Raw genomic sequence first — 19871 nt, forward strand, 5'->3', positions numbered from 1 at the left:
GCCGTCAACGCTCCTGCTGTTCGCGCCACTCTCCGGGGCGCGGCAAATCGACGACCGGGAATCGGGTTCCCTTGCCGGCCGGCAGAACATCCGCGGTCTCGACTTGCCATCTCAACAACGACGCGAGCATGGCGGCTTCGATCTCCGCGTATTCCGGCAGGCCGGCCAGGTTCGTCGTCTCGTGCGGATCGGTCGTTCGTCGATACAATTCAGGCGCTTCGTACAATCGCCACACGTAAGTCCATTCAAGCGTGCGAACGACTGCCACCTTGCCGACCGACTCGGGCTGTTCCTTCTGCTGTACACCCTTGATGTCGTACGGGAAACCGGCATTCTCGAAATGATCGGCTTCGCTGACGAGAAAGCCCCCCTCGCTGAACACCTTCTCGCGATGCGCCGCGCCCGTCTCGCGAAGGCACCGTGCGAAGCTGCGCCCGTAGTGCGCGTGCGTGGCCTGGAGACCGGCCAGATCCAGCAAGGTCGGAAACACGTCGATCAGTTCGACCAGCGCGTCGGAAGTCGTGCCCGCCACGCCCGGCGCCGAGCCGCCCGACACGATCAACGGGTTTCTCAGCAGGCAGTCGTGCACACCGGATGGCCATTTTTCGGCGAGGCCGAAATCGCCGAGATATTCGCCATGATCGGAGAAGAAGGTGGTGATCAGCCGCTCCGGCTCCGTCGCCTGCCCGGCTGCATTCATGATTCGCCCGACGTGATGGTCGAGTCTCGACACCATCCCGTGATACACGGCACGCAGCTCCCGCCACTGCGCGTCGGTCATGCGATCCCAGCCGTGCGCTTTCGCCAGCGCGTCGACGTAGGCCGGCATGCGTCCGGTTCCGCCGACGCGTTCCGGCACCGCCTCGCGGTCATACATCGAGAACCATGGCTCCTCCGCTTCGAACGGAGGGTGCGGGGCAAAAAGCGGGACATACAGCACCCAGGGTTCGCGCGGCGCATGCTTGAGCCAGTGCTCCGCAGTGCGGACCACCACTTCGTCATATTCGGCATTCGCCTGATCCTGCGAGCGCTGCCCGCGATAGAAGGCGCGCACCATCGGGTCGTCCGGATCGCCCTGCGTCTTGCTGCGCAGAAATTCCGCGGCGCTGCGCCGCGTTTCCTCGGGCAGGAAACCATGCTCATGCATCGACAACTCGGTCGCGCCCGCGGCAAACGAGTCGCCACGGCCGCCTGCCATCGCGACGTGATAGCCGTTTTCCTTGAAGACGCGCAGGAAATTGGGTTCATGCGGCCCGAGCAAGTGGCCGAGCGTCCGATGACCGGCCACATGCGGATACCGGCCCGACAGGAACGACACGCGCGACGGCGAACAGACGCTGTGCTGCCCGAACGCCTGCGTAAAGGCCACCCCGTCGGCCGCAAGCCGATCCAGATTCGGCGTCAGGACGGAGGTTGACGGATGCACCGCATGCACGCAGTCAGCACGCAGCTGATCCGCGACAATCACGATGAAATTGGGCTGCTTGGTCATTTCATATCCGAAAATGAAGAGACATTCGAGGTCAACGAACCGCCTTGACAAAGATGATGACGAGCGCACCGAGCGCCGTCGCACAACTCGCCGTCACGAACAACGTGTCGTAACGGATCGCACCTCCCGGTAGCGTCAGCCATGTCACGAGAAGCGACAGGACGAACTGCGGCAGCACGTTCGCGAGATGGAAGACGCCCATGTCCTTTGCCGCGGCATCGGGGTCGGGCAACACCTCGGTCACCAGCGCCAGATCGACGGCCAGATACGCGCCCTGCGCGACACCGATCCACACGATCACGTACAGCAGTTGCACGAGCGTCGTGCAAGCCAGCAACCCCAGTAGACCGAGCGCCATCCCCAGCCCCGCCACGAGGACGAAGATCTTCCGGCGACGCAAACGATCCGACACTCGCCCGATCAGCAACGCACTGACCGTCATGGCCGCCGTGGCAACCAGCAGGCACAGGAACATGGCACGAGGCGTTTCCTGTTGCGACAGGCCGATCCGGTCGCGCAAAAAGAACATCAGGTAGTGTTGCAGGCAGCTCACGCCGAACAGCACCAGGGCACGCGACAGCCACGCGACGGCAAAATCGGGGTGCTTGACCGGATTCGTCCAGAAACAGGCCGCCAGCCGTTTCCATTGCAGCCGTTCAAGATGCCCCTCCTCGAGTCGCCGGTCGTTCGCAAATACGACAAAACACGCGATTGCGGCAAAGGCGAGCGCGCCTTGCACCATGGCGACGGACACGAGATCGGGCGCCAGTTGTCTCACGATCCACACGCCCAGCAGGATGCCGATCGGCGGCGTGAATCCGACAATCGACGAGAAAAATCCGAGCCGCTCGGGCGGCACCTGATCCGGGAGAATCGCATTGAGACCGCTCAAGGTCGCATTGAACGACAGCGCCATCAACGCCCATCCCAGCGCCAGCTGCGCCGGCGACTGAGCCGTTGCCAGAATCGCCATCGCGCCCAGGCCAGCCACCGCGCCGCCGAAGATCCATGGCTTGCGCATGCCCCAACGGGCGCGCGTGTGATCGCTCAGCACACCGAAGATCGGTTGCGCGATCGAGCCGACAATGGCGCCGACGGCGATCGCCTGGGCCAGCACGGTCGCCTTGGCCATCGGCGCGATGCGTTCGGCGAGCATCGGCAGGATCATCATCGGATACGGTATCAACGCCAGCCAGACGCCGACGAAGGCCAGCGTCAGGGTAATGCCGAGATGTCCGCGGGATCGCCTGCCGGCCGCCGCAAGCACGAGTTCGTCCATAGTGTCTCCATTGCATCCGATTGGGCACAATCAAAAATATCCAATCGGATAAATTATTAAGGCAGAGCGGCCACGTCAACCGCCTATGCCCGGTACGTGAACCGCCTTCCCGCTCCGAAACAGCGCCAGCAGATCCATCGTCATCGGCACCGCCGCCTGCTGCTTACCTGCCGAATTCACGATGCTCGAGCCGGACCGTCTCATCGACGACGTGATGCACCGCCGAACGGGCGAGCGCAATCCGATAGTCTCCTTCCCGGATGCGCCACCGCCCCGATGTTTCGTCGAAACAACCGAGCAAGCGCGGATCCGCGACCATGCTTACCCTGACCGACGCGCCGGCACGCAGCCAGACGCGCTCGAAACCGAGCAGGCGCATGCGCATCCCTTCGGCCGCATGGGTCAGATACAGCTGCGGAACATCGTCGCCGTCGCGCGGGCCGGTATTGGTGACGGTAAAGCTCGCCGTTACCGTGTCGCCACCGCTCACCGCGAAATCGCTGTACGCGAAATCCGTATAGCTCATTCCGTGACCGAACGCGAACATCGGCTGGTTGCCTCGCTGCGCGAACCAGCGGTATCCGACTTCGGCGCCTTCGTCATAACGCACCTGAATCGGCGTGCCGAGTTCCACATCCGCGCCGGGCAACCGCAGATGCGGTGTTTGATCGACGCTGACGGGGAACGTGACGGGCAGACGCCCCGAAGGGTTGACTTCCCCCGTCAACACTTCGGCAATCGCCTGTGCGCCGGCCTGCCCCGGGAACCAGGCCTGAACGATGGCGCGCACCTTGTCTCGCCACGGCATCGCGATCGGGTTGCCGGTCTGCAGCACGACGACGACATTCGGATTCACGCGCGCCACCGCGTCGATCAGATCATCCTGGCCATACGGCAACGTCATGTCCGGACAATCGAAGCGCTCCCCCTCGTGCCGGATCGCGTTCACGATCACGATTTCGGCCTTTGCAGCGAGCACCACCGCATCGGCAATATGCGCACCGCTGTCGAAATCGATCGTGGTTCCGGGCAGGCGCGCTCGCAGCTCGGCAAGTGGCGACGGCCCGGAAAAACACATCGACGTCGCCCCGAGCAACGGGTGGCTTCTGAACGGCACTTCCGCCGCGTATCCGCCGCGCGGCCGGACCTGGCTCGAACCGGAACCCGACAGGACACCGACCTGTGCGAAGCCGCCGATCAGCGCTATCCGTCTCGTGTTCCGGGCGAGCGGCAACATCGCATGACGGTTCTGCAACAAGACGATGCCTTTCCGGGCAATTTCCAGTGCCACGTCGTTATGTGCGTTCGCATCGATCGGCTCGGCGGCCGATTGCCGGTCGATGCCCACGGCAAAGTACGAACGCAACATGCGTTGCACCATCTCGCTGATCCGTTCCCGGGGAACCCGGCCTTCGTCGAAAGCGCGGCGCAACGGTTCATTGAACCACTCGCATTCGTCGAGCTGGGCGCCGGAATGCTGGTCCAGGCCCTTGAGCGCGAAATCCCAGCTGTTGACCGCGCGCCAGTCGGACATCACCCAGCCCTTGAAACCCATCGCGTCCTTGACGGTGTCCTGCAGGATCCGCTTGTTACCGCACGCGTATTCGCCGTTGACGAGATTGTATGCAGCCATCAACGCGCCGGGCCGGCCATCCTCGATCGCGATCTGGAACGCGAGCAGATCGCTTTCCCGATGCGCGGCCGGATCGATGATCGCATCCAGAAAGAACTTGTTGGTTTCGCTAGCATTGAGCGATACGTGCTTCACCAACGCGATGACCCCTTCGGCCTGCGTACCGGACACCAGGCCGGCACCGAGCTTGCCCGACAGGAGCGGATCTTCCGACATGTATTCGAAGTTCCTGCCGTTGCGCACCTCGCGCACCAGGTTGATGCCGCCGCCGAGCGCGACGTTGAAACCGCGTTCGCGCATTTCCTTGCCGATCAGCGACCCCGCCGCCCGCGCCAGCGCCGGATCGAACGTGGCGCCGAGCGCAAGGCCCGCCGGCAGCGCAGTGGCCGTGTCGTTCGCATCATGGGTCGCCCGCACGCCAAGGCTGGTATCGGCAAGCAACAGCGGCGGAATGCCCAGCCGCGGAACGCCATGGACATATCCGGCGATGGCGGGAACGTGCGCCGGCACACGCGGTTCGCGCGCGTTCGTGCCGAAGATACGCACCATCAGGCTGTACAACATCGAGAACCGTTCGTCGTCCGTCATGCGGGCTTCGACTTCACGGGCGCGTTCGTCAGGATCGGCAATCGCCGCCATGGGCGAGGGCAAAGAGGATTGAAGCACCGCATTCGAGGATCCGATGCCGGCGTCACGGTCGATAAGCGTCATGAGGGTTCGTTTCATTCAATAACTATCCGAGTGGATAATTTATAGATACGCCCACGCCGCCGTCAAGCGCAATGCGTATCCATCGACCCTAGGGCTTTCCCCGACGCCCATCGAAGGCATAGCCGATCGGGACCGGCGGCGCGCGCCGCCACGCATGCGGGCCCGCCATGGCGTTGCGAACCATTCGGACGAAATGGCACAATCCGGATGACTCGATTCAGGAAACGTTGCGATGCAGATGGTCAGACAGGCTCAGCAGGAACGAAGCGAGCAGACGCGGGCAGAGATCCTGAGCATTGCGCTCGAGCAGTTTTCGACCCACGGCTTCGATGCGGTGAGCGTGCGCGATATCGCTGACACGGCCGGCGTCAATCACGCGATGATTCGCTACTACTTCGGCAGCAAGGAGAATCTGTGGCGGGAAAGCGTGACCTACCTCTTCGACCGCTTCATGGAAAAGGCGAAGCCGCCCGGGGCGGATGTGGGGCAGATTTCCGTCGACGTCGTGAAGGAATACATCCGGAACTACGTCCGGTATTGCGCGAAGTATCCAGAACACGCACGCCTGATGATGCAGGAAGCCAATCGCGACTCCGAACGATTGAAGTGGATGGCCCAGACGTTCATTCGCCCACGCCACGACCTCACCATTCCGCTGATCGAACAGGTGAGCGCGCAAACGAAGGGGCTCGAAAAGATCGATCCCGTCACGCTCCTGTACATGATCACCGCGATCGCGCAGATCCCGTATCTGCTGACCGCCGAAATCAAATACGCGCACGGCGTCAACGCGATGCGGGAAAAGGCCGTGGAAGCCCATTGCGAAGCCGTGCTGGCGTTCATCTTTCGCTGATGGCCATCCGCCGATGCCCGACGGCAGGCCGTCGGGCGCGGCCTTACTTCGGCGCCGGATCGTAAGCCACGCGAAACCCCGTGTGCCCGGCGGAAGTATCGCTGGGCCGCCCTGTGCGGGCCGCGATCCGATAGCGATAGCAATAGCTTCGATGGCACAGGTATGAGCCGCCTTTCAGCGTGTGCTCCCGATCCGAAACCGCCTGTCGATCCCTCGCCTTGCCGGCGCTCGACAACGACCTGATGCGAAACGGATCCGCGCACCACTCCCAGACGTTGCCGCTACAGTTGTAGAGGCCCGCCGGATTCGGCGCAAACGCATCGACCCGCACCGTTCCAAAGGACCGGTCGCCGCCGCTATACCGATCGGGAAAACGGCCTTGCCAGATGTTGCAGTAGATCGCGTCTTCCGTCGGCTCCTCGTCTCCCCAGGGAAAACGCCGGGCACCGGGGCCGCCTCGCGCCGCATGCTCCCATTCGGCCTCGGTCGGCAAGCGCCCGCCGCACCAGCTGGCAAACGCGGCCGCGTCGTTCCAGGAAACATGGATGACCGGATGCATGCCGCGCCCGTCAAGCGACGAGGACGGCCCTTCCGGCGCAGCCCAGTACGCCCCCGGCACCGACCGCCACCAGGGCACGTGCGCCGGCGCCTCGGCAATGCAGTCCGGTTCGAGAAAGGCGTCGAACACGTAGCTCCATCCGAATCGCTCGGCATCCGTCCGGTATCCGGTCGCCGAGACGAACTCCGCGAATCGCTCGTTCGTCACGGCATGCCGTTCGATCCCGAACGGCCTCAGATGCACCTTCCGACGCGGCCCCTCGCCATCCGCCTTGATGACCGGCGCAGCGGTGCCCACCCAACTGGCCCCGCCGTCGAACCAGGCGACGTTTTCTCCCCACGCACGCACATTCGCCGGCGCGGCATGCACAAGCCGCTCGGGCTCGGACACCGGGGCCGCAACACCTTCACATGAATTTTCACGCCGCGGCGCGCAACACGTGCGCGCGCCAGCGACCGGTCGATCCGATTCGCTCAAGTCCGTTCTCCTCCATCGGCTTCATTTATCCAATCGGATAAATATTCGCCGCGAGCGCGCCCGAGGTCAAGCTGCCAAAAATCGAAACGGCCTGCGGAGGAAGAAAATGGCCCGGCGGCAATCGAATGCGACAACCCGTCAACCACGAGGCAATCTCGATGCGACGTCCACGCCGCACACTTGCGACGACCATCGCCTTCATCAAACGGCCGGCCGTGCAGCGCGCGATCTTCACGTCATCGCACAGCAACTGATGCCAGACCTTGCGCACGCCGACTACGCCAAAGCGCTCGTCCCAGACCGACGTGATGAGGCCCTTCGGTGCAGCGCTTTGAAAGTACGTGACACGCTCTATTTGCGATGACCGAACGGCACCCGCGCAACGATCGTCGGCCAATGGTGCTTCGTCGCCCACGACGACTTGGGCATCGCTGCGTTCGTCGCGCAGGTCATCCACGATCTCTGACCGGCGCAGGCAGACACTGACAGTTCCGACAGGAGTGCCGCGACGCCTCTTCCGCCCGCTTCGCGCCACCGGCACAATGCCGCTCATGCGCCCAGACAACGCCTTCGTTTACCCGTCCGCCGGCCCCATCGGCCGCCTCGCCAACCGGCTCGTCGCGAACCGCCCGCTGCTGCGCACACGTCGCGCGCTGCTGTCGCGCCTGCCGTTCCTGCAGCTCGCGAGCGAGGTCGAGAACGTCGTGTACTGCACGTGGCTCGTCGATGTCGCCGCGGTCGCCCACCTCGTGCCGCGAGGCGTCACGCTCGCGAGCCGCGACGGCCGCACGCCGTTCACGATCCTTACCTATGCGCACCGCCATTTCGGCCCGCGTATCGCGGGCCCGCTGCGACGCGTGTTCCCGTCGCCGCTGCAAAGCAACTGGCGGCTTTACGTCGATGCGCTGCCGGGCGGCAGGCCGGCCGATCGCACGGTGCTGTTCGTGAAGAACGTGTTCGATCATCCGCTCTATGCGCTCGGCAGCCGGCTCTTCAGCGACGCGCTGCCGTCGCATCTCGCCGAATGCTTCACGCATGCCGTGCAGGATGGACGGTACCGAACGCGGCTGTCCGGCGGCAGCGGAAGCGCGCCCGATTTCCACTGCTCGGCGGCCCTGTCGGACGACTACACGCTACCCGCGGCGTTCGCACCGTTCTTCGAGAGCTGGCGTGACGCCATCGCTTACCTGTCGCTGCAGCACGCGGCCGTCGCGCATGTCGCGGACTGCGACGGCCTCGCCCATGCGTCGATCGACCTGCCGATCGACATCGATGCCGTCCGGCCGCTGAAGCCGGTCGAACCGGTCGGCGGCGGCGAGTTCCTCGCGCGCATCGGTGCGACCGGCGAACCGCTGTGCTTCGTCGTCCCCGATGTCGCGTTCAAGGTGTTGTCGGAACGGGTGTTGTAGCGCCCTGCTCACCCCGTGCGCGACGCGTGCACGGGTTCGCTCCCGTCGCCCTCGTCCGCGAGCCGCCCCGCGTAATCCCGCACGAACTGTGCGGCGATCCGCCCCGACCGCGCACCGCGTTCCAGCGCCCACTGCAGCGCCGGTTCGCGCGCCGCCCGGATCTGCGCGGCATCGAACCCGGCCTCGCCGAGCCGGCTTTCGACGACGGCCAGATAATCGTCCTGCGTGAACCCGTAGAACGTCACCCAGATCCCGAAGCGCTCCGACAACGAAATCCGCTCCTCGACCGCGTCGCCCGGATGCAGCTCGCCGTTCTCCGCACGCGACACGTTCGCGTTGTCGCTCGCCTGCTCGGGCATCAGGTGGCGGCGATTGGACGTCGCGTACACCAGCACGTTCGACAGGTCGCTCGCGACCGAGCCGTCGAGCACCGTCTTCAGTTCCTTGTAACCGGTCTCGCCCGCCTCGAACGACAGGTCGTCGCAGAACACGATGTACCGTTCAGGCCGCGCACGCACCAGCTCGACGATCGCCGGCAGATCGCCCAGCCGTTCCTTGCCGACCTCGATCAACCGCAGCCCGTGCGGCGCAAACGCATGCAGGCACGCCTTCACGATCGACGACTTGCCGGTGCCGCGCGCGCCGGTCAACAGCACGTGATTCGCCGCGAACCCGCGCACGAACTGCCGCGTGTTCCGTTCGACGATCGCCACCTGACGGTCGACGTTGCGCAGCGCATCGAACGCGATGAGTGCGGGGGCCGCAATCGGTTCGAGCGGCGCTGTCCGCGGCCCGCCGTCGAAACCGCGCCAGCGGAACGCGACGGCGGCGTCGAAATCGACGGGCGCCGCCGGCTGGCCAGTGCCCGCCAGCGCTTCGAGCGCGGTGGCAATCCGTTCGAGCTGATGCGCGAGCGCCGGGCCGTCGACGGCTGCGCGCCCGCCCGGCAGCGCGGCCATCAGGTTCTGCATGTCGCGATCGCCGCTCATTGCCGCACTCCTTGCGATGCGCTCGCCTGCAACGGAAACCGCTGCGCGATCGCCACGCCGACGAGCGCCACACCGCCGCCGATCAGGTGATACAGCCGCAGCGATTCGCCGAGCAGCACGATCGCGCCGCCGGCCGTCATCACCGGCAGCAGGTTCATGAACATCGCGCAGCGGCTCGGGCCGAGCAGCCGCACGCCCTGCATCCACAGATACGGCAGCACCACCGACGCCAGCACGCCGGCATACAGGATCAGCGGCACACTCGCGCGCGTCGGCCACGCCGCCTGCGCGGGCAAACGCAGCAGCATCGGCACCATGAAGACGAGCGCGGCGAGCGCCTGCACGTAGGTCGACTGCCACGCCGGCAGCGCACCGATGCGCCACCGCTTGAGCAGCACGCCGTACAGCGCATACGCGGCCGACGCGGCCAGCATCAGCAGGTCGCCCGCATGCACGCCGCGCGCGGCGATCGTCGTCGGATGCCCCTCGGCAATCAGGTAGACGACGCCCGCGAGCGACAGCACCCCGCCGCCGACCATGCCGGCGCCAGGCGGATCGCCGAGCAGCAGCGAGCTGAGCGCCATCGTCATCAGCGGCACGAGCGCCGTGATGATCGCCATGTTGGTCGCGCTGGTCGTTTTCGCGGCCTCGTAGGACAGGCTCTGGAACAGCGCCATCGCAAGAAAGCCGAGCACCGCGAGCTGCGGCAGGTGCGCGACGAGCGCCGCGCGATTGCGCCACGCGGGACGCAACGTAAACACGCTCATCAGCGCGACGGCGAGCAGCAACCGGTAGAACGTGATCGCCGACGGGTCGATCGTCGACGCCGACAGCTTCGACACGACCACGTTGCCGGCCCACAGCGCGATCGCGCAGAAAGGAAACAGAAAAGGAGACTTGTTCATCGCATTTGACGGATTAATATCCTGACAGGGGTCTGGCGTGGATCGGAACGCCATCGTGCCCGCCCGCCCAACTGCCTGTCTCACGCCAAAATGTCACGACTTGTCGCCAATCGGACACTCGAGTCCACCCCGCCCGGCGCACACCTGCGCTACGAATCGACGCCGATGCCCGTGTCGGCGATGGCGGCGACGTACGCGCACGGCACCTCGATCGCGCCGCACCGCCACCGCCGCGCGCAACTGCTCTATGCGATCGAGGGCGTGATGCACGTGCAGTCCGAAGGCGCGTCGTGGGTCGTGCCGCCGACGCGCGGCGTGTGGCTCGAAGCCGGGCTCGACCACACGGTGCAGATGAGCGGCGACGTGCAGATGCGCACCGTGTTCGTCGAGCCGGGCGCGGTCGAGCACCTGCCCGCGCGGAGCTGCGTCGTGGAAGTGCACCCGCTGCTGCGCGAGCTGATCCTCGCCGCGGTCGACGTGCCGCTCGACTATGCGCCGGGCTCCCGCCACGATCACCTGATGCACCTGCTGCTTGCCGAGGTGACGGTCGCGCCGCTGCTGCCGCTGTACCTGCCGTGGCCGCACGACGCGCGCCTGCGGACGATCTGCGACACGCTCGTCGCCGCGCCCGACGACACGCGCACGATCGCAGAATGGGGCGACCTGCTCGGCCTGTCGGTTCGTACGCTGCATCGCGCGTTCCAGCGCGAGACGGGGCTCAGCTTCCGCCGCTGGCGCGAACAGGCGCGGCTGCTGCTCGCGCTCAAGCGTCTCGCGCACGGCGAGAAGGTGCTGACCGTCGCGATGGATCACGGCTACAACAGCCAGAGCGCGTTTTCCGCGATGTTCAAGCGGCACTTCGGTGTGTCGCCGTCGGCGTTTTACACGTAGCGCGTGGTCGTGCGTGTAGGGAGCGATAGAATCGCGCTCATGAACCCGGTCAGCCCGCACCGTTTGCCAGCGTCGCCGCACGACTCCCGTACCGTGAATACGCTCACGTGGGAACGCGCGCCGATCGTCGATATCTGCGCCGTCCAGGCGGACTACGGCCATCTGCTCGTGTTGACGACGGACGGCTCGCTGCACGGCGTCGATCTCGATACGGAGCGCCACACCACGCTGTGTTCGGTCTCGTTACCGCCGCTCCCGCCGCCTACGGATCAGACCGCGTTCGGCACGCCCGCATATCGCCTCCACGCTTCGCCTGACGGCCAGCACGCGGCGATCGTGACCGACTACGGGCGGCACGGCCTCGTCTTGGACGTCACCACCGGCACGCCGACGATGCAACTCGACGGCGGCGACTACTACCCGCATACCGTCCCGTTCAGCGCATGCTTCCTTCGCCATCGCGGCCGCACGATCTTCGTGCACCGCACCGACTGGAACCGGCTCGATGCGGCCGACCCGGCCACTGGCGCATCGCTGACCGCGCGCGACATCGCACCGTACACGAACAACGACCGGCCCGCGCACTACCTCGACTACTTCCACGGCCGGCTCGTGCCGAGCCCCGACAGCAGCCGGCTGTTCGATGACGGATGGGTCTGGCATCCCGTTTCGATCCCGCGCGCATGGTCGGTCGCCGCGTGGCTCGACGCCAATCCCTTCGAAAGCGAAGACGGCGCATCGGTGGTCAGGCTGACCCGGCGCGACGACTGGGACACGCCGGCCTGCTGGATCGACAACCGACATATCGCGTACTGGGGGCTCGCCGATTGGGACGAGGATGAATTCGCCGAAGCCGGGCAAGGCGCCGGCGTGCGCATCCTCGATGTGACCGAAGATCGGCAATCGAACGACTGGCGCATCCCGATGGCGACCGAACCCGACCGGATCGGCGCCCTGTTCAGTGATGGCGCATCGCTATATGTCGCGACGCCCGACGGAACGACGATCTGGAGCATCGCCTCGGGTACGCCGCTCGGCGCGCTTCCGGGCTTCGTCGCTCAGCGGCACGACCCGGTACGCGGTTCGCTGATCGCATTCGATGCCGGCACGATCGCCGTCTACCGCTTGCCCGTACAGGCTGCGCGCACCGCGTAGCGCCCGCCCCTACCGCGCTGCAATCCCCACGATGAAGAACACGCACGCGGCGGCCGACGCCACCGTGCGCACGTGATTCCACATCGTCCAGTCGTGCACGTAGCGCGTCCACAGCGCCGCGCCGTGCGCGGTCGACGGATCCGCCGCGGCAAGCGCATCGTTGAGCGGCACGTTGACGGCCATCGTCACGGCGAACATGCCGAACACGTACAGCGCGCCGCCCGCGACCACTGCCATCGCACCCGGCTGGTCGCGATCGAGCAGCGCAAGCACGACCAGTGCAAGTGCCATCAGCGTCGTGACGAGGAACAGCGGCATGAACGGCGAACGCACGATATCGACGTTGATCGCATTCATCGCGGCCACGCCGGCATGCGGCGCGATCCGTCCGAGCGACGTCATCACGAACGTCGAGAACGCGAAATACACGCCGGCCATCAGCCCGCAGCCGATGGCCGAACCCCACAACAATGCGGCGGTTGCGAACGCGATCATGATCGTGCGCTCCACACGCCGGTCGCGGCCGCCGCGCGCGCATAGTCGGCGAAATCGCGTGCCGGCCGCCCGAGCGTCTCTTCGATGCCGTGCGTCACCGCGCTGTTGCGCCCGTCGAGCACCACGCCGAACAGATCGTCGAGCAGCGCGACGACCGGCTCCGGCACGCCGACCTCGCGCAATCCGGCAACGAACGCAGCCGCCGGAATCTCGCGATAGACGACCGGCCGGCCAGCGGCTCGCGCGATTTCGCCGACCGCTTCGGCAAAAGTCAGCGCGCGCGGGCCCGTGACCTCGATCACGCGGTTCGCGACGCGCTCATCGGTGAGTGCGGCCACCGCTACGTCCGCGATGTCGTCCGCATCGACGAACGGCTCGCGCACCGCACCGGCCGGCAACGCGACTTCGCCGGCCAGCACGCCGTCGATCAGGTAGCCCTCGGAGAAGTTCTGGTTGAACCAGCTCGCGCGCACCACGCCCCAGCCCACGCCCGACGCCTGCAACGCGGCCTCGGCGGCCTGCGCGCGGGGCTCGCCGCGCCCGGACAGCAGCACCACGCGCTCGACGCCGCTTTCCCGTGCAAGCCGCGCGAATGCGGCGATCGCTTCCACCGCGCCTTCAACGGCCAGGTCGGGTTGATAGGTCACGTATGCGGCCGACACGCCGTCGAGTGCGGCAGGCCACGTCGCGGGCGCCGTCCAGTCGAAGCGGACGGCCGACGTGCGCGACACGGGCCGGGTCGCGATGCCGCGCGCGCGCAGCCGTGCGTCGACGCGGGCGCCCGTCTTGCCCGAACCGCCGACGATGAGGATGGGAAGTGCCGACATGTGTGTCTCCTTCAGTTTCGGTCTAAAATGCGAGAATGTCTCGCGTTTCAAAAACACGATAGACTCTCGCATTTTAAAGATCAAGTTTTTCTGGAGGCGGTATGGGCCGGCAAAAATCGGGGCAGAACGACGAGCCCGAAGTGGCGGCGGCGGACACGCCTTCGCGCGCGCGGCTCGTGCCGACGCAGCAGCGCAGCCGCGAGCGGTTCGAGCGGATTCTCGCGTGCGCGTCGGAAGTGATGATCGAGAAAGGCTGCGACGCGTTCCGGATGAGCGACATCGTCGAACGCACGGGGATCTCGTTCGGTTCGCTGTACCAGTACTTTCCGGACAAGGCGGCCGTGATCGGCACGCTCGCGGAGCGCTACAACGAGGCCGGGCACGATTGCGTGCGGCGCGATCTGGCTGCGATGAAGACGCTCGACGACCTGCATGACACGCTGTGCCGCATTACCGACAGCTATTACCGGATGTTCGTCGACGAACCGCTGATGCGTGATATCTGGCGAGCCACGCAGGCCGACCGCGCGCTGCAGGCGCTCGATCGCGAGGACGGTGAATTCCTGGCCGGGTTGTTTGCGGATGCGTTGGGAGACGTGGCGCCCGGCACCCCACATGCGCAACGGAGCGCATTCGCCGAGCTGATGATGATCCAGATCGCGGCGGCGGTGCGGCATGCGATCACGCTGCCGCCGAAGGCGGCGCGACAGATCCTCGCGATGTTCAAGCGGGGGTTGCCGCGGGATCTGGCGGTGTTGGGTGCGTAGCCGCAGATCGGGTGGTTCAATTCAATGGCCTGTGTTATTCCACTAACCAGCCAACGTCACCTTCGATGAGGGTACCGCCATGGCTGGTGGTATCGCCCAGACGGGCAACCGGCTGGCCTTCGACGCTGCTGCCGGGTGAGCCGGTCTGGATGACCGCACCGCAACTGGTTTTATCGCCCACCCGCGCTACGGCACGTCCGTTGACGTCGAAGGACTGGGCACCGCTCGTGACCGTGCCCTCGCCATGGATAGGGCAGCTGTGACGATGACCGACTAGTACGACTGGTTTCATGTGAGACTCCTTTGGTTAAGGACGACACTGGCTGAATCAGCTTGGTCGCTATTCCGGGTGCTCACTAGAGAGCAAACGAAAGCCTGCAAAGATGCCTATGGCCAAGGCTGGCAGTGAGGACATGCCGGTTTCCATGGTGACGACAGTGACGACGAGGCCCCCGCAACTGATCACGACAAGGGCTCCTAGTACTTTCGCCAGTGGCGTACCCTGGAAATGACTTTGCTTGATCCGCGCCGCCGGGTGGTGCGCTCGCCAAGTGGCCATGGCAGGCCCGAGCGCCGCACGCAAGTCCTGGTAGCCCGGCGTCTTGCGATTTCCGAGCAGCACGAGTGTTGGTTTATCCCGGCGCGTGAGTCGGATGAGTCCGTCCAGGGTGTATCCCGTGATGCTGTCGAATGGAACCGTGCCGTACCGCGTGAAAACCAGCCCGTCGGGCTCGATGCGGACAAGGTCTTTGGCGGGTGGATACACCAGGCGGGACAGAATCAAGGGCGTGGCTATACAAACAACCGTCAATGCCGCGACGGCGAATAGTAGTGCTCCGGTCAAAGACGGGGATAGTGTCACCGCAAGCATGGCGAGCACCGGGGAAAAGAGCGCGATGAGCGGGGCAGCTTGGTGCCACCGGGTAAAGATCACCACATTGGGTGTTTCGTCGCCCCCTCTGGCAATTGTTTCGGGGCTTGGGCTGTTCATAAGATGACGCTCCAGGTTTCAGGTAATGGACTGCTGGTTATTCCGCGACTACGGCCTGCAGTTCATGCGGCCATATACACAACCAATGCATGGCACAAGCCAAGCCTGCGAACTGTCCAACACTCATGCCGATACACCGTATGTGTGCAGGCTCAACGGACGAACTGAACGCGATGACAGGCAACGCGATCTTGCGATTGGGAAACCTATGACGCACATGGATACGCGAAGGGTTTCGCCACACAAGAGGTTCTCCGTCGAGGGTCCCAATGTCCATGGGACACGTTCGAAATTTCGTGGTGGTATGTTTCAACATACTGTTCAATGACAAGTGAACCTTTAGCAGTGCAAAAGTATGCACAGCGCATTGTGGAGTTTCCACTGTCAGATTGGACTTGGCATCACGCTAAGGTTGTTGAATCCGACCAGGCTGAATCTCGTCAAGTATTGGATGCACTACCGCCGAGGGTCAGTCGCCTGTCGGCGGCCGAACCGACACTCAAAGGCGGGGCGCTCGGGCATCGTGCATCGACGCGCGCGTAGAAGACGCTGCGCCCGTCATTTGGGACTGGACGTCCGCGCATCAATCGTCTTTCCCGTCCCAAACACCGTCACACGCATCAATGAGTTCCTGCGGCCACTTCCGACGAGGAAGAATGCGGTCCAGACCCATGTAGATCAGATCGCCCAAGGTGATGATCCATAAAATGGGAGCGACGATGGGAAAGAGGAACGGTGCCAGCACGCGTTTCCACCAAGTGCGACTCTGAAACATCCTGAGTGGGTTCCAAAGGTAAACACACTCCCTAACACTGGCTGCTCGATAGCTGCAGATCGCAGAGGACGCAGGAAGCGCATCCATGCCTTCGCGCATGTAGAGGCGGATGTATTCCCACACCATCGCAGCACCGTAAATGCCGCGATTGAAAAATGCTTCATCGGCATCTTGCGTAGCAGTTATACCGATACGCTGCCGACCATTTGCATTAGGATCATCAGGGTCGTAATAGGGAAATACCAAGGTCAGCACGCCATCGTTAGCAGGCGCCCCTCCTGCTGCAAAGGTAGTGACGTCCTTGATGTAGGCTTCCAAATCGTCCCATGATTGGCCAATCGACCTTCCCCGAATGATGCATGTCACCCTAAGTGTTCTTCGGTTGAAGATAATAGGTAGCTGCGTGCGCCAAGGAACGAAAATCCAAGAAAAACCCACAGAGAAAAAAGCCGCCACCCCAACCCAAAAAAACCATCCATCTATAAGATAAAAAATAAACCCAAATTCATATTTATGATATTTATCATTGTTAACATAACCTATGCATTCAAAACATAAAAGAGCAAAAATTACAAAGACAACAACGACAGTTGCCCACCAACTCATGCTTCTTCGTCCGCCATATATGCTGCCAAAGGCATGACGCATAAATAGACAGTCCTCAGTCACTTTCATCACATTGTTGTCCGCCGCCGGCTCGACACCCATGGGAGGATCTGACGGACGCAAGGCGTCAACGCGTGTATAGAAAATACTGCGCTCTTCTTTTGGAACGTGACGACTCTTCATACATGCGCTCTAGTAGTACCACGGGGCGTCTTCATTGCTGAAGATGAATTTTGATTGAAGCCGCTCACCCAAAAAATTTGGAACATAACTTGGAATTACGCTGTAAATGAAACCACGTCCTTTTTTAAGCCCCCGAATCTGGTATGTATGAATACTCCCGCCATTGGGTAACTTTTCATCTCCTGGCAATGCTTGGATCTCGACCGCTGAATCGCCCACCTCTAGTCCTGTGATTCGTTGACTTTTACCCGCCAAGGGATAAGCAATTTTCAGCGTCAAGATATTGCTTGTCACATGCCAGTCCGCTTCGATTTTCTGCGGCGCATAGCTCGCCTGCACATAACCTTTGTTCTCATCGTCTAGCGAAGCATAGGTTGGTATGGCCTCTTTCCTCCCAAGTTGCTCGCGTTTGCCAAAACTCCCGTCATTGAGCCAATAGCCAAGTGATATAAACTGCGCTTGATCGCCTTTCATCAGCCACCACAGCCCAACTCCCAAGAGAATCACACCGGCAGCAAGCCAACCCCAGACCGGGACCATAGCCGCTGTACCAGCCATGCCGAGTCCTGAAGCCAAAGCCGCGCCACCTGTAGTAAGTGCGCCCCCTCCTAGTCCTAGACTTAATCCAGCTACCGCGTACGCAGTGGCTGCATCACCATTCCCTATTTTTTGTTGTTCGAACGCTTTAGACCAGTTTGAAATAGCATCCGCTAGCGCCCCGCCATACCCAAACAAACGTAACGCAGACGTACTAGCCATGGCTCTCATCGTAATTCCTGAAAAAGAAACACGTAAGTAAGCCGCTGGCATCATTGCCCGCGTACTCGCGAGCAATCCATTTACCGCGCTCCCTATACCCATAGTGGCTGCAATGAGATTCAAGCCAGTCGTTCTAATATTTTCCTTGTCGAAGGAAAAAACAGCCGTTTTCAAGTTAAGCAAGCTAAAGAACGCCACCCCTCCCGCCACACCACGCTCAAACACTTGCAAGAACGGATTGGCGAAGCGCGTCATCGGCGTCAAACGTTGCCAAACGATAACCTCCATGGTGTCGCCAGCGCCCATAGCGATCGACCCGACTGCCACGCTTCCGCGCGGAAAGAGCGCCGCATCTTCCAGCGCGTCAATGGCCTCCTGACGGGTCAACCGGCGTATCTCTAGACGATCGTGGTAACGCGTTTCAAGCATCTGAACCAGACGATTGGCGTCCTCCACCGTGCCCATGCCCGCCAGTTGCTGAATTCGCTGGGCCACGGCATCACGGGCGGCTCCGTGCCACACCCGGCCATTACTACCTTGTCGGGGAAAGCGGCTGAGCGTGTAGACACCGACCTGCTCCATCAGGTAGTGGAGCGCCCCATATCGTAGAAGTTGACCCAATCCCTTGCTTCCCGCCGCGTCGGTGGCCACGTCCATCTTGTTTTCCCAGATGGCATCAGTCAGCCCCTTGTCATATTCGATGTTGACCAAGATGGGGTTCGTTTGCCACGGCAGTTTCCACCATCGATCAAACAGTTCACGTTCTTTGTCTTTCTTCCCCTGCGGAGTCGTCTCCGTGCCCCACACCATGCCGTCGATGCACGCGACAAACGCGATCGCATGGCTGGTCGAAGACATGGGCTCCTCAGTGTCGTACCGCAGAAACGCCGTTCCCATATCACCGCTGGCCGCCGCCGACTGGTAACTCTCCAGCCATTTGCAGCGATCGTTCTTTCGGTCCAATACAGCGCTGTGCCGTTTCTCTGTTTCCGTGGCAAAGTCCCGCATGAACTTGACCCGGTTCGCCTCTCTGACGTGACGCGCATAGAGCGGAGCGGATTCCGACAACGCCGCCGCCCGTTGGCCAATCGGATCGGTTGGCATGGCGTCGAGTTGCCGGCGAGCGTCGGGGTAGGAGGATGGACGATGTTTGGCCGGTTCCCGTTCCATGACGGCCAGATTGTCGGCGAAGCGCCGGCGTTTCCATTCACGCTCGTCGATATCCCGCTTGAGGGCGCGCTCGAATGCCTCGCTACCCTTGCCGGCCACACCCGCTTTCTCCGCGTAAGCGGACTCATAGATACGCCCGATCAACTCGGCGATGAGCATCTTGCGATAGCGTTGAACATCCCCGGTCTTGCTGGTCCGATCCGGTGCCGCGGTGTAACTTTCCATCGCCTGGCGCGACTGCTGGAAGAGGCCGCCAAGATCCTGGACCAGTGCGATGTTGTCGTGCATGACCACGGCGATTTGCTTGGCAGGCGCAACAGCCTTCATGCCCGTGACCAGCGCCTGCGCCGACGGCACGGACAGCTTCACCTTCCAGGAAGAAAAGTCGAGGTTGGTGCCCTTGAACTCCTCCACCAGTTCACCTATCCGCTCGGCGGCGAAGGTGTGTTTCGACGGGGCACCAGCTTGCCAGGCCTTCATGTCGATGGTGGTCGCCAGCTTGGAACGAATGCCCCCCTGATCGGACTGGATGGCGCGAATCTTCCGCTCGGTCAACAGCGTGTCGGTCAGCAGCAGATGAACCACCGAGCATTCCCGTGCCCAGAGATGGCGAACCGTGTGACCGGGTTTGTAGCTCTTGAGTGCGCCCTCCAAGGAGCGGTGCTGCGATTGCAGTTCGATGAACTGTCCGTTTTCTTCATTCACTCGCCAGACAAAGACGTCCCCCTGTGTCTCGTCGAACAGGTAGATGAAGCCGCCCCCGATGCAGCGCAGTCCGTACTGGGCATGGTCGAGCTTTCTGAAACCCCGTTCCAGCGACGGCAGCGTATAGGCATGGTTTGCACCACCCTTCGGCCGCCCATGCGCGGAGTAGCGTAGAGGGAACAGGGGAATGCGGGCCTGGCAGCTTTCGCGAGCGCTAGCGTAGGTAGTCGTTCCGGCCAT

General features: G+C 63.2%; 18 protein-coding genes. 5 read left to right on the forward strand and 13 right to left on the reverse strand.

Features of this window, described 5'->3' with window-relative positions; genetic code table 11:
• Positions 1-4: 4 nt before the first annotated feature.
• From ACN8ZM_RS35965 to ACN8ZM_RS35975, 3 genes are all read right to left on the reverse strand, one after another.
• Positions 5-1492: a sulfatase-like hydrolase/transferase gene (locus ACN8ZM_RS35965; protein ID WP_420212805.1), complete on the reverse strand. Its 1488-nt coding sequence runs from the start codon at positions 1490-1492 to the stop codon at positions 5-7.
• A gap of 31 nt (positions 1493-1523) precedes the next feature.
• A complete protein-coding gene (locus ACN8ZM_RS35970) occupies positions 1524-2771 on the reverse strand; it encodes an MFS transporter (protein WP_420212806.1) in 1248 nt (415 codons plus the stop codon).
• A gap of 163 nt (positions 2772-2934) precedes the next feature.
• Positions 2935-5130 carry a beta-glucosidase gene (locus ACN8ZM_RS35975; RefSeq protein WP_420212807.1) on the reverse strand — a complete coding sequence of 732 codons (2196 nt, stop codon included), beginning with the start codon at positions 5128-5130 and terminating at the stop codon, positions 2935-2937.
• A 217-nt stretch (positions 5131-5347) separates the two neighbouring features.
• Here ACN8ZM_RS35975 and ACN8ZM_RS35980 point away from each other — a divergent pair, with 217 nt between their 5' ends.
• Entirely contained in the window at positions 5348-5968 is a 621-nt protein-coding gene (locus ACN8ZM_RS35980; protein ID WP_420212808.1) for a TetR/AcrR family transcriptional regulator, read from the forward strand.
• Between the two features lie 43 nt (positions 5969-6011).
• On the opposite strand, the gene ACN8ZM_RS35985 is transcribed toward ACN8ZM_RS35980, so the two are convergent.
• A complete protein-coding gene (locus tag ACN8ZM_RS35985) occupies positions 6012-7004 on the reverse strand; it encodes a formylglycine-generating enzyme family protein (RefSeq protein ID WP_420212809.1) in 993 nt (330 codons plus the stop codon).
• A 25-nt stretch (positions 7005-7029) separates the two neighbouring features.
• Complete coding sequence (locus ACN8ZM_RS35990) at positions 7030-7461, reverse strand: IS3 family transposase (protein ID WP_420212810.1); 432 nt, start codon at positions 7459-7461, stop codon at positions 7030-7032.
• Between the two features lie 85 nt (positions 7462-7546).
• Here ACN8ZM_RS35990 and ACN8ZM_RS35995 point away from each other — a divergent pair, with 85 nt between their 5' ends.
• On the forward strand, positions 7547-8413 hold the full coding sequence (locus ACN8ZM_RS35995; RefSeq protein ID WP_420212811.1) for a DUF2071 domain-containing protein: 867 nt from the start codon (positions 7547-7549) through the stop codon (positions 8411-8413).
• A gap of 8 nt (positions 8414-8421) precedes the next feature.
• Here ACN8ZM_RS35995 and ACN8ZM_RS36000 read toward each other — a convergent pair whose 3' ends face one another.
• Together ACN8ZM_RS36000 and ACN8ZM_RS36005 are read right to left on the reverse strand one after the other, a co-directional pair.
• Positions 8422-9372 carry an ATP-binding protein gene (locus ACN8ZM_RS36000; RefSeq protein ID WP_420213321.1) on the reverse strand — a complete coding sequence of 317 codons (951 nt, stop codon included), beginning with the start codon at positions 9370-9372 and terminating at the stop codon, positions 8422-8424.
• A 26-nt stretch (positions 9373-9398) separates the two neighbouring features.
• Positions 9399-10307 (reverse strand): DMT family transporter, encoded by a 909-nt coding sequence (locus ACN8ZM_RS36005; RefSeq protein ID WP_043188624.1) that lies wholly within the window; start codon positions 10305-10307, stop codon positions 9399-9401.
• Positions 10308-10397: 90 nt separating this feature from the next.
• Between ACN8ZM_RS36005 and ACN8ZM_RS36010 the strand changes: the two genes are divergently transcribed.
• Together ACN8ZM_RS36010 and ACN8ZM_RS36015 are read left to right on the forward strand one after the other, a co-directional pair.
• Positions 10398-11198, forward strand: coding sequence for an AraC family transcriptional regulator (locus tag ACN8ZM_RS36010; protein ID WP_043188626.1), 801 nt, complete (start codon positions 10398-10400; stop codon positions 11196-11198).
• 93 nt (positions 11199-11291) lie between these two features.
• Positions 11292-12353, forward strand: a complete 1062-nt coding sequence (locus ACN8ZM_RS36015; RefSeq protein WP_420212812.1) for a hypothetical protein — start codon at positions 11292-11294, stop codon at positions 12351-12353.
• 9 nt (positions 12354-12362) lie between these two features.
• Here the strand turns inward: ACN8ZM_RS36015 and ACN8ZM_RS36020 are convergent, their stop codons facing one another.
• Positions 12363-12848 carry a DUF1772 domain-containing protein gene (locus tag ACN8ZM_RS36020; protein ID WP_089454277.1) on the reverse strand — a complete coding sequence of 162 codons (486 nt, stop codon included), beginning with the start codon at positions 12846-12848 and terminating at the stop codon, positions 12363-12365.
• Positions 12845-13675, reverse strand: coding sequence for an NmrA family transcriptional regulator (locus tag ACN8ZM_RS36025; RefSeq protein ID WP_420212813.1), 831 nt, complete (start codon positions 13673-13675; stop codon positions 12845-12847). Before ACN8ZM_RS36025 ends, ACN8ZM_RS36020 begins: the two co-directional genes overlap by 4 nt.
• Positions 13676-13776: 101 nt before the next feature.
• Here ACN8ZM_RS36025 and ACN8ZM_RS36030 point away from each other — a divergent pair, with 101 nt between their 5' ends.
• Positions 13777-14442 (forward strand): TetR family transcriptional regulator, encoded by a 666-nt coding sequence (locus tag ACN8ZM_RS36030; RefSeq protein ID WP_420212814.1) that lies wholly within the window; start codon positions 13777-13779, stop codon positions 14440-14442.
• A gap of 34 nt (positions 14443-14476) precedes the next feature.
• Here ACN8ZM_RS36030 and ACN8ZM_RS36035 read toward each other — a convergent pair whose 3' ends face one another.
• The 4 genes from ACN8ZM_RS36035 to ACN8ZM_RS36050 form a co-directional block, all read right to left on the reverse strand.
• Positions 14477-14734 (reverse strand): PAAR domain-containing protein, encoded by a 258-nt coding sequence (locus ACN8ZM_RS36035; RefSeq protein WP_089454274.1) that lies wholly within the window; start codon positions 14732-14734, stop codon positions 14477-14479.
• A gap of 48 nt (positions 14735-14782) precedes the next feature.
• Positions 14783-15433 (reverse strand): hypothetical protein, encoded by a 651-nt coding sequence (locus ACN8ZM_RS36040; protein ID WP_420212815.1) that lies wholly within the window; start codon positions 15431-15433, stop codon positions 14783-14785.
• Between the two features lie 583 nt (positions 15434-16016).
• The gene (locus tag ACN8ZM_RS36045) at positions 16017-16997 is read right to left on the reverse strand and encodes a hypothetical protein (RefSeq protein WP_420212816.1); all 981 of its coding nucleotides are present in this window, start codon (positions 16995-16997) and stop codon (positions 16017-16019) included.
• A 9-nt stretch (positions 16998-17006) separates the two neighbouring features.
• Entirely contained in the window at positions 17007-19871 is a 2865-nt protein-coding gene (locus tag ACN8ZM_RS36050; protein WP_205821610.1) for a toxin VasX, read from the reverse strand.

It is taken from the genome of Burkholderia aenigmatica, from assembly GCF_048627025.1.
In the GTDB taxonomy this organism is placed as follows: Bacteria; Pseudomonadota; Gammaproteobacteria; order Burkholderiales; family Burkholderiaceae; genus Burkholderia; species Burkholderia aenigmatica.

Bases quoted from the DNA above. Each gene is read 5' to 3' on its own strand.
- ACN8ZM_RS35965 (WP_420212805.1), bottom strand. From the start codon at position 1,492: ATGACCAAGCAGCCCAATTTCATCGTGATTGTCGCGGATCAGCTGCGT.
- ACN8ZM_RS35970 (WP_420212806.1), bottom strand. From the start codon at position 2,771: ATGGACGAACTCGTGCTTGCGGCGGCCGGCAGGCGATCCCGCGGACAT.
- ACN8ZM_RS35975 (WP_420212807.1), bottom strand. From the start codon at position 5,130: ATGAAACGAACCCTCATGACGCTTATCGACCGTGACGCCGGCATCGGA.
- ACN8ZM_RS35980 (WP_420212808.1), top strand. From the start codon at position 5,348: ATGCAGATGGTCAGACAGGCTCAGCAGGAACGAAGCGAGCAGACGCGG.
- ACN8ZM_RS35995 (WP_420212811.1), top strand. From the start codon at position 7,547: ATGCCGCTCATGCGCCCAGACAACGCCTTCGTTTACCCGTCCGCCGGC.
- ACN8ZM_RS36000 (WP_420213321.1), bottom strand. From the start codon at position 9,372: ATGGCCGCGCTGCCGGGCGGGCGCGCAGCCGTCGACGGCCCGGCGCTC.
- ACN8ZM_RS36005 (WP_043188624.1), bottom strand. From the start codon at position 10,307: ATGAACAAGTCTCCTTTTCTGTTTCCTTTCTGCGCGATCGCGCTGTGG.
- ACN8ZM_RS36010 (WP_043188626.1), top strand. From the start codon at position 10,398: ATGTCACGACTTGTCGCCAATCGGACACTCGAGTCCACCCCGCCCGGC.
- ACN8ZM_RS36020 (WP_089454277.1), bottom strand. From the start codon at position 12,848: ATGATCGCGTTCGCAACCGCCGCATTGTTGTGGGGTTCGGCCATCGGC.
- ACN8ZM_RS36025 (WP_420212813.1), bottom strand. From the start codon at position 13,675: ATGTCGGCACTTCCCATCCTCATCGTCGGCGGTTCGGGCAAGACGGGC.
- ACN8ZM_RS36030 (WP_420212814.1), top strand. From the start codon at position 13,777: ATGGGCCGGCAAAAATCGGGGCAGAACGACGAGCCCGAAGTGGCGGCG.
- ACN8ZM_RS36035 (WP_089454274.1), bottom strand. From the start codon at position 14,734: ATGAAACCAGTCGTACTAGTCGGTCATCGTCACAGCTGCCCTATCCAT.
- ACN8ZM_RS36040 (WP_420212815.1), bottom strand. From the start codon at position 15,433: ATGAACAGCCCAAGCCCCGAAACAATTGCCAGAGGGGGCGACGAAACA.
- ACN8ZM_RS36045 (WP_420212816.1), bottom strand. From the start codon at position 16,997: ATGAAGAGTCGTCACGTTCCAAAAGAAGAGCGCAGTATTTTCTATACA.
- ACN8ZM_RS36050 (WP_205821610.1), bottom strand. From the start codon at position 19,871: ATGGCCGGAACGACTACCTACGCTAGCGCTCGCGAAAGCTGCCAGGCC.